Below are 14749 nucleotides of genomic sequence, written 5' to 3'. Positions count from 1 at the left end.
GCCTCAGCCCGGCGACGTCATGAAATCGATGAACGCGCGCAGTTTGGGCGTCAGGTAGCGGCTCGACGGCCAGACCACCTGCATCTGTAGCGTACGCAAGATCCGTCCCGGCAATATCGACTCCAGCTCTCCGGCCGCGAGGGCCTCGCGCACGGCAAACTCGGGCACGCAGGCAATGCCCAGGCCCTGCCGGGCGCTATGGATGAGCATGTCCAGGTTGTTGCAGACCATGGTCTCCGGCACCTTCAGCTCGGTCCCCGGTACCAGCCCCACCAACGGCCACTTCTCCAGTTTGCCGGTGGAGGGCATCCGGTAATGCAGGCACTGGTGCTCCAGCAATTGTTCCACCGCCTGAGGGTAGCCCCTGGCGGCGAAGTACCCCGGCGCACCGACCAGATGAAACGCGAAGCTGCCCAGCTTCCTAGCCATCAGTCGCGAATCGTGCAATTGCCCGGTACGCACCACGGCATCGAAGCTCTCCTCGACCACATCCACCAGGCGATCGGTGAAGTCCAGCTCCAGGCGGATTTCCGGATACTGACGCATGAACGACGACAGCTGCATAAATAGCACATTGCCCTGCAACGGCAGGCTGATGCGCAATTTGCCCCTTGGCGCATCGCTGGAACTGGACAGTTCCTGCTCAGCCGCCTCCAGTTCGTTGAGCACCCGCCGACAGCGCTCCAGAAACAGCGCACCTTCAGCGGTCAGGTTGAGGCTGCGGGTATTGCGATGGAACAACCGCGCACTGAGCTTGTGTTCCAGACGGGCAATGCTTTTGCCCACGGCCGAGGCGGACACCCCGAGCAAGCGGCCGGCAGCGACAAAGCTGCGACTTTCGGCGACCTGCACGAACACGGTGATGCCATTGAGCTTATCCATCAATCATTCCCTTGATTAAGGACAAAAATGTCCGTGTAGCCCGGAATTGTAACTTCTTTTTCCCTGATCGGCCCCGCCCTACCATCGATTCATCAGCTAAGACCCATCCACTACCCGGGGCCCGATATGACCGTCAACGAACCGCTACGCCCGCTGCAATCCCTTCGTCCTGTCGAGACAACCCACCTGGCGTCACGCATCGATGCCGTGCTCGAGCAGACCCTGCATGACCAGCGCCTGGTCGGTGCCGTGGTCCTGGTCGCCCATCGCGGGCAACTGGTCTATCAGCGCGCGGCCGGCCTGGCCGACCGTGAGGCCCGCCTGCCTATGTGCCAGGACGCCCTGTTCCGCCTGTCCTCGGTCTCCAAGCCGATCACCTCGGTGGCGGCACTGGCGTTGATCGCCCAAGGCCGTATAAACCTGGACGACGACATCACCCACTGGCTACCGCACTTCAAGCCGACCCTGGCCGACGGCACGCCGGCGTTGATTACCGTGCGCCAATTGCTGACCCATACCGCCGGCTTCACCTACGGTTTCCTGGAAAGCGATCAGGGCGGCCCATATCTCGAGGCCGGCGTCTCCGACGGCATGGACCGCACCGAGCTTTCGCTGGAAGAAAACCTGCACCGCCTGGGCCAGGCGCCGTTGCTCTACAAACCGGGCAGTCAGTGGGGCTACTCGATTGCCACCGATGTGCTGGGCGGGGTGATCGCCGCCGCCCACGGCACCTCGCTGGCCGAAGCCGTGGAGCAGTTGGTCGCTCGCCCGCTGGGCTGGCGCGATAGCGGTTTCCGGGTGAGCGACGCCAACCGCCTGAGCCCGGCCTATCTCAACGACCAGCCACAGCCACGACGCATGCAGGGGCTGGAAGTGGTCCCGGTGTTCGAAGGCACCGCCGGCATCCGGCTGGACCCGGACCGCGCCCTGGACACCCAGGCCTATGACTCCGGCGGTTCGGGCATGGTCGGCAGCGCCGGGGAATTTCTCCAGCTTCTGGAAACCCTGCGCAAGGGCGGCGCGCCGCTGTTGCCCAGGCACCTGGTGGCGGAAATGGGCAGCAGCCAGACCGGCGACCTGGAGTTGGCCAATTGGCCGGGACGCGGCTTCGGCCTGGGCTTCACGGTACTCAAGGACCCGGCTGCCGCGCAGACCGTCGAATCCGTCGGCACCTGGCGCCTGGGCGGCGCCTACGGACACTCCTGGTTCGTCGACCCGGCCCAGGAGTTGACGGTGGTGGCTTTTACCAACACCGCCTTCGAAGGCATGTTCGGGCAATTCACCGTCGACCTCTGCAACGCGGTCTACGGCCAGTAACACCGTGCCGGCCCCCGCACGCGGGGGCCGGGATGCATCGGTCCATACCCAATAAAGACGGTTTGCCCAGCACCCGGCGACCAACAATGCCTGCATAGCCGTACCCCTCGCAACATTGCCTGCCAGTTCGCTACGCCATTGACGAGTGTGTTTTGACAAGGGAGCACGCCCGAAACGCGCAAGCGTTGTCGAGCGCGCCATGACTTTATGGGATGGGGATCGGATCATGAAAAAAGCACAGCTCTACCACACGCATGTACACAGCAAGCTCGACTCACTGACCGGAATACGCTTTCTCGCCGCGGCGATGGTGTTCCTGTTCCACGCATCGCTGACCCGGATCATCGGCTTCAACCCCTATGCCGACACACAGGTGATCGAAGTCTTCCAGCGCACCTTCAGCGGCGGCGGATGGCTGGGGGTTTCGTTCTTCTTCGTGCTCAGCGGCTTTGTCATCGCCTGGTCGGCGCGCAAGGGCGACAGCCTGGGCAGTTTCTGGCGACGCCGCGTGCTGAAAATCTTTCCCAACCATCTCGCCACCTGGTTACTGGCCATGGTCCTGTTCGCCGTACCGACCGCCAGCGTGGCGATCTGGCTGCCCAATCTGTTACTGGTGCATGCCTGGATTCCACGGATGGACACCTTCCTCAGCGTCAACGGCCCGTCCTGGTCGCTGTGCTGCGAACTGCTCTTCTACCTGCTGTTCCCATTGGCACTCAAGCTGGTCTGGAAGATCGCCGAGGAGCGCCTGTGGTACTGGGCCTGGGCGATGGTCGCCGGCCTGGCCCTGACCCAGTTCGCGATACGCCAATGGGCCGCGGCCGCGCCGCTGATCAATGAGTACCCGATCTCACTGATTCAATGGTGGTGGGCCTACTACTTCCCGCCGGCGCGTCTGTTCGAATTCGTCCTGGGCATGCTCATGGCGCGCATCCTGATGGCCGGGCGCTGGATCGACCTCGGCGTGCCCCTGGCCTTCGCGCTGCTGGCCGTCGGCTACGTGGCGGGCATGTGGGTACCGTTCCAGTACAGCCTGAACCTGGTCACCCTGGTGCCGGTGGCCGCGTTGATCACCGCCATCGCCGCCAGCGACCTCAAAGGTCGCAAGGGCCTGCTCAACAGTGCCTGGATGGTCTGGCTGGGGGAAATCTCCTTCGGTTTCTACATGATTCACCTGCTGATCATGACCGTCATCACCCAACTGCTCGGCGGGCGCCTGTTCGACAACTGGACCGCCAGCCTGATCGTCGCGGCGACTTTCGCCCTCTCCGTACTCGGTGGCTGGCTGCTGTTCAATTTCCTCGAACGACCGGTCATGCAGCGCTGGGGCAAGCCTGGCAATACCAAGGCACTGGGCAGCATGGCGCAAGCCTGAACCCGGGCCTTCATTCACCTCTTTCAACAGGAAGCCATGCTCATGGACTCGATCAGACCCCGACGCTCGGGGCGTACCCTCCTGCTGCGCGCCAGCCTTGCCTGCGCCATCGTCGCCGCACTGGTGGTCGTGCTGCGCGGTAGCCCCTCTACCATCGCCAAGGCCGCCGTGGCTCCAGCGGTCGCCGAGGTCGACGTGGCCATGGCCCTGTCACAAGCGGTGACGGACTGGCAGGAGTATTCCGGGCGCCTGGAGGCCGTGGAAAAGGTGGTGATCCGTCCGCTGGTCTCGGGTACCGTGGTCGCCGTGCACTTCAAGGACGGCGCCCTAGTCAAGGCCGGCGAGCTGCTCTTCGAGATCGACGCCAGGCCCTACACCGCCGAAGTGGAACGGGCCCAGGCGCAACTGGCGGCGGCCAGGTCCCGCGCCGTCTACACCAGCACCGATCTGGGTCGGGTGCAGCGCCTGATCAGCGCCAATGCGGTAGCCCTGCGCGAGCTGGACCAGAAGCAGAACGCCGCCAGCGAAGCCGCTGCCGATGTCCGGCAGGCCCAGGCCCAGCTCGACAATGCCCGCCTGAACCTCGCTCATACCCGGATCAACGCGCCGGTCAGCGGGCGCATGTCGCGAGCCCTGGTCACAACGGGCAATATCGTCAGCGCCGGTGAAAATGCCGCGCCGCTGAGCACGCTGGTGTCGTTGTCGCCGATCTATGCGGCCTTCGACGTCGACGAGCAGACCTTCCTGCGCTACCTCAACCATGGCACCGGCACCACCGCCGCAGTGCCGGTGATGCTCGGCCTGGCCAATGAAACCGACTATCCGCGCCAGGGCAGCCTGGCCTCGCTGGACAACCAGCTGGACGTGCAGTCGGCGACCCTGCGGGTGCGTGCCAGCTTCGACAACGCCGACGGCCTGCTGCGCCCCGGCATGCTCGCCAGGATCAAGCTCGGCGGCGGACCGCCGCACCAGGCGGTGCTGATCGACGACAGCGCGATCGGCACCGACCAGGACAAGAAGTTCGTGCTGGTGGTCGGTACCAACGACCAGGTCGAGTACCGACGCATCAACCCTGGCAACCGGGTGGGCAACCTGCGGGTCGTCGACTCCGGCCTGCAGGCCGGCGAACGCGTGGTGATCAACGGCCTGCACCGGGCGCGCCCTGGCGATACCGTCAAGCCGCTGCTGGCGCAACGGGCGGACGCGGGGAGCGGGCAATGAGGTTTTCGCGGTTTTTCATCGACCGGCCGATCTTCGCCGGCGCGCTCTCGACCCTGATCCTGCTCGCGGGGATCATCGCGCTGTTTCGCCTGCCCGTCTCGGAATACCCTGATGTGGTGCCGCCGCTGATCGTGGTCAACGCCCAGTACCCGGGCGCCAACCCGGCAGTGGTGGCGCAGACCGTGGCCGCGCCGCTGGAGGAGCAGATCAACGGCGTCGAGAACATGCTGTACATGCAGTCCCAGGCCAACAGCGACGGCAACCTCACCCTCAGTGTCACCTTCAAGGTCGGCACCGACCCGGACCAGGCCCAGCAACTGGTGCAGAACCGCGTCTCCCAGGCGCTGCCGCGCCTGCCGGAGGATGTCCGGCGCCTCGGGGTGGTGACCATGAAGTCGTCGTCGACCCAGACCCTGGCCATCCATCTGGTCTCGCCGGATGACCAGTACAACGCCACCTATCTGCGCAACTACGGCATTCTCAATATCAAGAACCAGCTGGAGCGCATCCCCGGGGTCGGCGAAGTGCGTATCTGGGGTGGCGGCGACTATGCGATGCGCATCTGGCTGGACCCGCAGAAAGTCGCCCAGCGCGGCCTGAGCGCCAGTGAGGTGGTCGCCGCGATCCGCGAGCAGAACGTCCAGGTCGCCGCCGGGGTGATCGGCGGGCAACCCATGCGCACCGACGTCGCCCAGCAACTCTCGGTCAACACCCAGGGCCGGCTGAAAACCGAAAAGGAATTCGGCGATATCATCCTCAAGACCTCGCCGGGCGCTGCCGTGACCTTTCTGCGCGATGTCGCGCGGATCGAACTGGCTGCTTCGGACTACGGCTTGCGCTCGCTGGTCGACGGCAAGCCGGCGGTGGGCTTCGGGGTGTTCCAGATGGCCGGCGGCAATGCCCTGGCGATCTCCGAACAGGCGCGGGAAATCATGCGCCTGGCCAAAGCCGACATGCCCAGCGGGGTCGATTATCGGATCGTCTTCGACCCTACCCAGTTCGTGCGCTCCAGCATCCTGGCGGTGATCCAGACCCTGCTCGAATCGACGCTGCTGGTGGTGCTGGTGGTGATCCTGTTCCTGCAGACCTGGCGCGCCTCGATCATTCCGCTGCTGGCCATGCCGGTCTCGATCATCGGCACCCTGTCACTGATGCTCGCCTGCGGTTTTTCGATCAACGCCCTGTCGCTATTCGGCATGGTGCTGGCCATCGGCATCGTGGTGGACGACGCCATAGTCGTCGTAGAAAACGTCGAACGCAACATCGCCGCCGGACTCAAGCCCAAGGCCGCCGCCTACAAGGCCATGGATGAGGTCAGCAAACCGATCATCGCCATTACCCTGACCCTGGTGAGCGTGTTCGTGCCGCTGGCCTTCATGCCCGGGCTGACCGGGCAGTTCTACCAGCAGTTCGCGATGACCATCGCCATTTCCACGCTGATCTCGGCATTCAACTCCCTGACCTTGTCCCCGGCCCTCTGCGCCCTGCTGCTGCAGGCCCATGACAGCCCCAAAGACCGCCTCAGCCGTGGCATCGACCGACTGCTGGGACCGCTGTTCAATCGCTTCAACCGGTTCTCGGCGTGGGCCGAACGGTCCTATGGCAATCGCCTGGGCCGGGTGATCCAGCGCAAGAGCATGACCCTTGGCCTGTACGCACTGCTGCTCGGTCTGACGGCCTGGCTCGGGCATTCATTGCCGGGCGGCTTCGTCCCGGCCCAGGACAAGGAATTCCTCGTCGGCCTGGCGCAACTGCCCAACGGCGCCTCGCTGGAGCGCTCCGAACAGGTGATCCAGCGGATGAACGAGATCGCCCTCAAGCAACCGGGCGTCGCCCATACCCTGGAGTTCCCGGGGATGTCGGTCAACGGCCTGATGAACTCCTCCAGCGCCGGGATCATTTTTGTCATCCTCGAACCCTTCGCCAATCGCCATGGCCCGCAGATGAGCGCCGGCGCCATCGCCGCCGCGCTGAACCAGGAATTCGCCGGCATCAAGGAAGCCTTTACCGGCGTCTTCCCGCCGCCGCCAGTGCTCGGCCTGGGGACCCTGGGCGGCTTCAAGCTGCAACTGGAGGACCGTGGTGCGCTGGGCTTCGAACAGCTCAATGACGCGGTTCACGCCTTCCTCAAGCAGGCCGCGCAGGCACCGGAGCTGGGACCGATGTTCTCCAGCTACCAGATCGACGTGCCACAGTTGAAGGTCGACCTGGACCGGATCAAGGCCAAGCAGTCGCAGGTCTCCCTGACCGATGTGTTCGAGACCCTGCAGATCTACCTGGGCTCGCTCTATGTCAACGACTTCAACCTGTTGGGCCGGGTCTACCAGGTACGGGTACAGGCCGATGCGGCGTTCCGCGCCCACGCCGACGACATCGGCCAGCTCAAGACCCGCAACGCCGAGGGGCGCATGGTACCGCTGGCCAGCCTGGTGGAGGTCCATCCCACCTACGGACCGGAAATGGTCGTGCGCTACAACGGCTACACCGCCGCCGACCTCAATGGCGGTCCCGCCCCCGGCTATTCCTCGGGCCAGGCCCAGGCCGCGGTGGAACGCATCGCCGCGCAGACGCTGCCCAAAGGGGTCAAGTTCGAATGGACCGAGTTGACCTACCAACAAATCATTTCCGGCGACGCCACCCTGTGGATTCTGCTGATCTGCATGCTGCTGGTGTACCTCGTACTGGCGGCCCTCTATGAAAGCCTGCTGCTGCCGGTGGCGATCCTGCTCATCGTACCCATGGGCATCATGTCGGCGCTGCTCGGGGTCTGGCTGACCCAGGGCGACAACAACATCTTTACCCAGATCGGCCTGATGGTGCTGGTGGGCCTGGCCAGCAAGAACGCCATTCTGATCGTCGAATTCGCCCGCGAACTCGAACAACAGGGCCACGGTATCGTCCGCGCGGCCATCCAGGCCAGCCAACTGCGTTTGCGGCCGATCCTGATGACCTCGATCGCTTTCATCATGGGCGTCGTCCCCCTGGTGCTGTCCACCGGCGCGGGGGCCGAAATGCGCCATGCCATGGGCATAGCGGTGTTCTTCGGCATGCTCGGGGTGACGCTGTTCGGCCTGCTCTTCACGCCCCTGTTCTATGTCGCGCTACGCCTGCTGGCAACCCGCCGGACAGCACCGGATACACAGCGGCCAGTGCCGGGGATTGCGGAAGCCGATGTCCGCTAAGAAGGGAACAGCAGCCTGTTTTTCGCCATTCGCACTCGCCCTACAGTTATTTTCAATCCATGAAACGGGAGAACATTCCATGACACGCACCGTGCGCTTTTATCAATACGGTGGCCCCGAGGTGCTGAAGATCGATGACATCGATGTTCCCGCCCCCGGGCCCGACGAGGTACTCATCCGGGTCAAGGCCATTGGCCTGAACCGGGCGGAATCGATGTTCCGCAGCGGCCAGTACCTGGAGCAGGCCGAGTTCCCCTCGCGCCTGGGCTATGAAGCGGCGGGCATCGTCGAATCGGTGGGAGCCCATGCCGGACAGTTCGCCGTGGGCGAGCACGTCAGCCTGATCCCGCCGTCCTCGATCGCACGCTGGGGAACCTATGCCGAGTTGGCCGTGGTCCCCGCCGCGATGCTGGTCCGGCACCCGGCGTCACTGTCCTTTGTCCAGGCCGCCGCGGTCTGGATGCAATACGTCACCGCCTGGGGTGCGCTGGTACATGTCGCGAAACTGCGAGCCGGCGAGTTCGTCCTGATCACCGCGGCCTCGAGCAGCGTCGGCCTGGCGGCGATCCAGATCGCCAACCAGCTCGGCGCGATCCCCATTGCCGTCAGTCGCACCCGGGCCAAGGGCCAGGCGTTGCTCGACGCCGGCGCGGCCCATGTACTGGCCAGCGAACAGGAGGACTTCCTCCAGCAGGTCGAGCGGATTACCCTCGGCAAGGGTGCCCGGGTGATCTTCGATCCGGTGGGCGGCCCCTTCCTCGAGACACTGGTGGACGCCGCCAGCGAAGGCGCGATCGTTCTGGTCTACGGTGCCTTGAGCCCGGCGCCGACGCCCTTCCCGCTGTTCAAGGTGCTGGGCAAGAGCCTAACCTTGCGCGGTTATCTGCTACACGAGATCAGTTCCCGGCCTGACCTGCTGGACGCGGCCAAGGCCTATGTCATCGCTGGCCTCGAAGCCGGGACGCTGCACCCGCTGATCGCCAGGACCTTCGACTTCGACCAGATCGTGGCCGCCCACCGCTACCTGGAGTCCGGCGAGCAATTGGGCAAGGTGGTGGTTTCGCTGGAGTCCGGATCATGAAAGTCCTCCATCCGATCTACTTCCTGGCCCTCGGCCTGTTCGGCGTCTACACCATCGAATTCGGCGTGGTCGGCATCCTCCCGGTGATCATCGAGCGCTTCGCCATCAGTGCCTCCCAGGCCGGCCTGCTGGTGGGACTGTTCGCGCTGATCATCGCGGTGTTCGGCCCGGTCATGGTCTTGCTGCTCTCGCGCTTCAACCGCAAGAAAATACTCACCCTGGCGCTGTTCGTCTTCGCCGGCACCAGCGTGCTGTCGGCCTACGCGCCGAACTTCGAATCGCTGATGGTCCTGCGCATCATCCCGGCGCTGTTCCACCCCGTGTATTTCTCGCTGGCGTTCGTCGCCGCCACCGCGTTGTACCCACCCCAGGAGTCGACGCGGGCGGCGGCCAAAGCGTTTGTCGGCACCAGCATGGGCATGGTCCTGGGGGTGCCGCTGACCACCCTGATCGCGGCGCAATTCTCCTATGAGACCTCGTTCCTGTTTTGCGCGGCGGTCAACTGCATCGCCGGCCTGGGGATCATTGCGCAACTGCCGGATGCCCCGAGCAAGGCAAGCGTCTCCTACAAGGAACAACTGGCGATCCTGCGCAAATTCCCGCTGTGGCTGAACATCACCGCCTCGACCCTGATCTTTGCCGCGATGTTTTCCGTGTACAGCTACTCGGCCGAGTACCTGGCCAAGGAAGCGGGGATGAGCGCGCAGTGGATCAGTATCCTGCTGGTGGTGTTCGGCGTCGGTGGGGTCGCCGGCAACCTGTATGCCGGCAAACTGATCGGCCAGAACATGGTGCGCACCACCCTGCTACATCCGATCCTGCTGGCCGGCGCCTATGGCCTGCTGTACCTGTTTGCCAGTCCGTCCCTGCCGGCCATGCTGCCGATCGTGGTGATCTGGGGCGCGACACATACCAGCGGGCTGATCGTCACGCAGATCTGGCTGACGTCCGAGGCTCCGGAGGCTCCGGAGTTCGCCACCGGTATCTACATTTCCTTCATCAACCTGGGCGTGACCATCGGTTCCACCACCGGCGGTTGGTTCCTTGCTCGCCTGGGCTTGCAGGGCACCCTGTACAGTGGTTTCCTGTTTGCCGCGCTGGCCGTATTGGTCATTGCGGTAAAAGTGCTGTTCTTCAGTGGCGCCTCCGACAAGGAGAGTGCTCCCGTCGCAGCAGACTGAGTGACTCGATTCAATATGGCCCGCACGGATGGGGGTTGTTTCTTATCCATGCGCGGCCGTTTCGAATCCATCTTCCCAAACAAGGATCTCCAGGACGGAAGCCTTTGGGGCGACCGCCGGGATGAAACTTCCATCGAGAATCGATCGAGGCGGCATGACAACCTTCCCTGTGCAACCCTCTTCCTGTGATTGGTCCGAACGCCTGGACACCCCGGACGCAGCCCTGTTCGACTGGGAAAACCTGCGCCATTACGTCACCTTCGCCCGCACCCAATCACTGAGCAGCGCCGCCCGGGAGCTGGGCGTCGAACATGCGACCGTCGCGCGGCGCATCGCCGCGCTGGAGTCCTCGCTGAACCTCAAACTGGTAGACCGGCGCAAGCGCAATTACGAGATGACCCCCTTTGGCCATCGCATCGCCGAAATCGCCGGCCGAATGCAGAAGGACGCCAAGGCGATTGCCAAGATGGCGCTGTCGGTACGTACCGAAATGGTCGCCGATCTCAGCGTCAGCGCTCCGCCCCTGTTGACCTCGGAATTCATCGCACCGCACCTCAGACGCCTGCGTCACGAACATCCGTCGATCAATGTCAGCCTGCTGATGCAGGACGATATCGGCAACGCTGGCAACCCGGAACCGGACCTGATGATCCGCCTGTGCCGACCGACCCAGATGGACCTGGTGGCGCGCAAGTTCGGCACTGTCTCCTTTGGTCTCTATGGCAGTTCGCATTACCTGGCCACCCATACCCGCGAGCAGTACGAATACATTCTTTACGACGAAAGCATGGAGCATTCCCGGCAGCAGGTGTGGCTGCGCGAAATCGCCGCGGAGCGCCCCGTGGTCCTGCGGGCCCGAAGTCTGGAGGTCCAGGCATCGGCGGCGCGCGCGGGCATCGGCATGGCCTTGTTGCCCAACTTTTATGCGCGCAAGGACCCGACGCTGGAGAAAGCCCAGTTGAATTGCTCGGACTTGATGATTGATATCTGGCTGGTGGTCCACGAAGATTTGCGCAAGGAAGCACCTATTCGTTCACTGATGGACTTCCTGGTCAGCTGTTTTCCGACCGAGGCGTTCTTTTAATTGCCTTTTGTCTGCCTCGGTAGCGCAATTTGCAATTAACACAAGGTGAATTTTTTAACACCCTGGGGCGAGCGCGGGGAGTTTACAAACAACCGCCCAGATTCCAGTATCAACGCCAAGAACAAGAAACAGATTTCCCCCGAGCGCTGAAACCCATGCCAAGGTTTTCGTGACTCTCCCACCGGATACGGTACACGCCTCTCCGGTCGGGAAATAATCCAATAATAAAAAAGCGCCAACTTCCCATTCTCGTCGTGAACAAGCGATGCGCCAGGAAGTGTCCGACGCTGAATACACCATTGATATCTTTGCGTTCAGGCCTTCATGGCCCTTGACGTTTGCCGTGTAAAAAAACTTGCCCAAGACCCCCAAAATGACGGGACTGTTACTACTGACAAACCCAGGATGCGCTTGCGTGCGCCGCTGGAGTTTTACAGAGAACCCACAGAAGGAATTGAATCATGAGCCAAGTAAAGATCATCGATGTAACGCTCCGTGATGGTGGTTATCGTAATAACTTCGCCTTTACTACCGACTATGCCGCCAATGCCGTGGGGCATTTGGCGGACGTGGGTGTCAACCATGCTGAAATCGGCTATTGCAATGGCTCTTTCGTGCGCAAGAAAGAGCACGGACTGAGCAGTTCGGTCAGCCCTTTGTATATCGATTCGCTGCGCCGCGCGGCCCATGGCCAGTTGGGACTCTGCGTCATGGTGCATCCACGCAATGTCACCGAAGCAGACTTTGAAATGCTCGCCGAACAGGGCATCGGGATGATCCGGGTCTGCCTGCGCAACGAACAACTCGAACCGGGCCTGGCAACCCTCAAGCTGGCCAAGTCCTTCAACTTTCAAGTCAGTGCCAACATCACCCACATCACTACCCAGACACCGGGCATCATCACCGAGATGGCCTTGCGCTCCGAGGGTGCCGGGGCCGATATCATCTGTTTCGCCGACTCCAACGGCAACATGATTCCCGATGACGTGGAACGCCTGATCAGCCGGATTTCCCGAAGGGTCCATGCGCCCCTGGGCTTCCACGCCCACAACAACCTTTCCCTGGCCCTGTCCAACGCTATCGCCGCCATCGATGCCGGCGCCGAGTACATCGACACCTCGATCTGCGGCATGGGCAAGGGCGCCGGCAACCTGCACCTGGGGATGTTCATCGCCTATCTGGAACGCATCGGCAGCGGCCAGGACTATGACTTGGTCAAGGCTCTGCAACTCTCCGAATACACCGCGCAAAGTGTGCCGCTGAGCAGCCTGCCCGCACCGCTGATGGACGTGATGCTGGGGGCCTACAACCTGCCCTTCGATGTCCAGCAGCGCCTGGAAGACACCATGTCGCGATTGCAGATCAACTCGACCTTCCAGGCCCTGCGGGCCATGCACGAGCAGGACCTGTTCCAGCGTCACGCCCTGCGCCCGAGGGTGATTTCCCGCCCCAGTTTCCCGGCACATCTGTCCGCGGAAGGAAAAATGTGATGAGCACACTGCCTGCAACGACACAACCGGGCCGACCGGCGCGTCACCGGGTCTGCGTACTGCCCGGCGACGGCGTCGGCGTCGAAGTGGTCAACGCGCTGCTGCCGATCTTCGACGCACTGCGACTGCCCATCGAACTGGATTTCGGCCAGATCGGCTGGGAATGCTGGCGCCAAAGCGGCGACCCGGTACCCGCGCAAACCTGGGCGAAAATCGCCGCTGCCGACGCCACCCTGCTGGGCGCCATTACCAGCAAGGGCTTGCATGAAGCCGAGGCCGAGTTACCCGCAGCCTTGCGCAACACTGGCCGGGTCTACGTGTCGCCGGTGATTCAGTTGCGCCAGCGGCTGAGCCTCTACGCCAATGTGCGCCCGGTGACCGATGTGCTCGGCGACGACCGCTTCCGTTTCACGGTGATCCGCGAAAACACCGAGGGGCTATACGCGGGACTCGACTTCGCCAGCATCCCCGCCGAGTTCGAACCCTTGCTCAAGGCCAAGGAACTGGCGGGCGCGCCCTGGACCCGATCCGGTGCCGAGGACGCGACCATGACGGTGCGGCTACAGACCCGCGCCGGCCTGACCCGCTTGTTCAAGTTTGCCTTCGAGTACGCCCGCCAGCATGACTATCAACGCGTCACCCTGGCGGACAAACCCAACGTGCTGCGCTACAGCGGCGCGTTCGCCCGGGAGATCCTCGAAAGCGTGGCCGCGCAATATCCGGATATCGCCTGGAATGTCGACAACGTCGACGCCGTGGCGTTGTGGATGATCCGCCGTCCGGAACGTTTTGGCGTGGTCGTCGCGGAGAACATGTTCGGCGACATTCTCTCCGACCTCGGTGCCGGGGTCATGGGCGGCCTGGGCTTTGCCCCCAGCGCCAACATCGGCGATGCCGGGGCCTACTTCGAACCGGTGCATGGCAGCGCGCCGGCCCATGTCGGCCAGGACAAGGCCAATCCCAGCGCGATGTTCCTGTCCCTGGCCCTGTTGCTCGAACACCTGGGCTACGGCGCCGAAGCCCTGGCCATCGAACGGGCCGTCACCCAAGTGGTCAGGTACGACTGCCAGACCTACGACAGCGGCGGCCAAGCCACCACCGGCCAATGCGCCGCGGCAATCATCGAACGCAGCGTACTCAACCTTCATTCCTTCGCCGCTTCCATCGACAAGGGCCCGGCCCTGACAAGGAGTCATGCATGAGCCAGTCTTCCCTCTCGGCGCCACGACGCGCCTGGCTGCTGGAACACAGCGCCGCACTCGATACCGCATCGCTGAGCGATGCCCTCGACAGTCTCGGCATCGATGCCGGCCTGGTCGGCATCGTCCAGCAAGTGCCCGGCACTCGCTGCAGCGGGTTCGCCTTCACCGTGCTCTACGAGCCGGTGGAGTCCGGTGACGGTTTCAAGAACGCCGCCAACTACATCGACGACGTGCCGCCCGACTCGGTGGTCGTTTCCAGCAACGCCGGCCGGCTCGACGCCACCGTCTGGGGCGACATCCTCACCCATGTGGCGGTCAGCCGGAATATTCGCGGCACGTTGATCGATGGGGCCGCACGGGACATCGATACGGTGATCCGCCTCGGTTACCCGTTGTTCAGTCGTGGCCGCTTCATGCAGTCGGGTAAAAACCGCGTGCAGCTCAAGGCCACCCAGGTTCCGGTGCAGATCGGCGGCGTGACGATCCAGCCCGGCGACCTGATCGTCGGCGACGCCAGCGGCTGCCTGGTGATCCCCCTCGCCCACGCGGAGGAAGTCATCAAGCGCGCCATCGCCGTGGAAAAGACCGAACGCGACATCATCGAATCGGTCGGCCAGGGCCTGTCCCTGGCCGAGGCGCGACGCCTGCACCGCTATGACCAACCCTGGCTGGCCGCCGAGGCCAAGGCCTCGAGTGCCGCCTGAGCCAACCCACGACGCGTGTCACGCCCCTCA

11 protein-coding genes are annotated in these 14749 nt (G+C 63.5%); 10 read left to right on the top strand and 1 reads right to left on the bottom strand.

Annotated elements, in window-relative coordinates; genetic code table 11:
• Positions 1 to 3: 3 nt before the first annotated feature.
• The gene (locus tag M5B96_RS16415) at positions 4 to 882 is read right to left on the bottom strand and encodes a LysR family transcriptional regulator (protein WP_248797786.1); all 879 of its coding nucleotides are present in this window, start codon (positions 880 to 882) and stop codon (positions 4 to 6) included.
• Positions 883 to 1008: 126 nt separating this feature from the next.
• On the opposite strand from M5B96_RS16415, the gene M5B96_RS16410 reads away from it, so the two are divergent.
• The 10 genes from M5B96_RS16410 to M5B96_RS16365 all read left to right on the top strand — a co-directional run bounded on the left by M5B96_RS16410 (position 1009) and on the right by M5B96_RS16365 (position 14719).
• Positions 1009 to 2199: a serine hydrolase domain-containing protein gene (locus M5B96_RS16410; protein WP_248797785.1), complete on the top strand. Its 1191-nt coding sequence runs from the start codon at positions 1009 to 1011 to the stop codon at positions 2197 to 2199.
• Positions 2200 to 2425: 226 nt separating this feature from the next.
• Positions 2426 to 3574, top strand: coding sequence for an acyltransferase family protein (locus tag M5B96_RS16405; RefSeq protein WP_248797784.1), 1149 nt, complete (start codon positions 2426 to 2428; stop codon positions 3572 to 3574).
• Between the two features lie 42 nt (positions 3575 to 3616).
• A complete protein-coding gene (locus M5B96_RS16400; RefSeq protein ID WP_248797783.1) occupies positions 3617 to 4795 on the top strand; it encodes an efflux RND transporter periplasmic adaptor subunit in 1179 nt (392 codons plus the stop codon).
• The gene (locus tag M5B96_RS16395) at positions 4792 to 7977 is read left to right on the top strand and encodes an efflux RND transporter permease subunit (RefSeq protein ID WP_248797782.1); all 3186 of its coding nucleotides are present in this window, start codon (positions 4792 to 4794) and stop codon (positions 7975 to 7977) included. The genes M5B96_RS16400 and M5B96_RS16395 overlap by 4 nt, the downstream gene beginning before the upstream one ends.
• Positions 7978 to 8056: 79 nt before the next feature.
• Complete coding sequence (locus M5B96_RS16390) at positions 8057 to 9058, top strand: zinc-dependent alcohol dehydrogenase family protein (protein WP_248797781.1); 1002 nt, start codon at positions 8057 to 8059, stop codon at positions 9056 to 9058.
• Positions 9055 to 10239 carry an MFS transporter gene (locus M5B96_RS16385; protein WP_248797780.1) on the top strand — a complete coding sequence of 395 codons (1185 nt, stop codon included), beginning with the start codon at positions 9055 to 9057 and terminating at the stop codon, positions 10237 to 10239. The genes M5B96_RS16390 and M5B96_RS16385 overlap by 4 nt, the downstream gene beginning before the upstream one ends.
• Positions 10240 to 10393: 154 nt before the next feature.
• A complete protein-coding gene (locus M5B96_RS16380) occupies positions 10394 to 11323 on the top strand; it encodes a LysR family transcriptional regulator (protein ID WP_248797779.1) in 930 nt (309 codons plus the stop codon).
• Positions 11324 to 11784: 461 nt separating this feature from the next.
• Positions 11785 to 12813: a nucleoid-structuring protein H-NS gene (locus M5B96_RS16375; protein WP_248797778.1), complete on the top strand. Its 1029-nt coding sequence runs from the start codon at positions 11785 to 11787 to the stop codon at positions 12811 to 12813.
• Positions 12813 to 14015: an isocitrate/isopropylmalate dehydrogenase family protein gene (locus M5B96_RS16370; RefSeq protein WP_248797777.1), complete on the top strand. Its 1203-nt coding sequence runs from the start codon at positions 12813 to 12815 to the stop codon at positions 14013 to 14015. The genes M5B96_RS16375 and M5B96_RS16370 overlap by 1 nt, the downstream gene beginning before the upstream one ends.
• Positions 14012 to 14719, top strand: a complete 708-nt coding sequence (locus M5B96_RS16365) for an RraA family protein (protein ID WP_248797776.1) — start codon at positions 14012 to 14014, stop codon at positions 14717 to 14719. Before M5B96_RS16370 ends, M5B96_RS16365 begins: the two co-directional genes overlap by 4 nt.
• Positions 14720 to 14749: the final 30 nt, after the last annotated feature.

Origin of the sequence: Pseudomonas sp. MWU13-2105, assembly GCF_023242315.1 — a bacterium.
Classification (GTDB): domain Bacteria; phylum Pseudomonadota; class Gammaproteobacteria; order Pseudomonadales; family Pseudomonadaceae; genus Aquipseudomonas.
The sequence above is the reverse complement of the archived record's forward strand: the minus strand, read 5'-3'. Positions and strand labels throughout refer to the sequence as shown.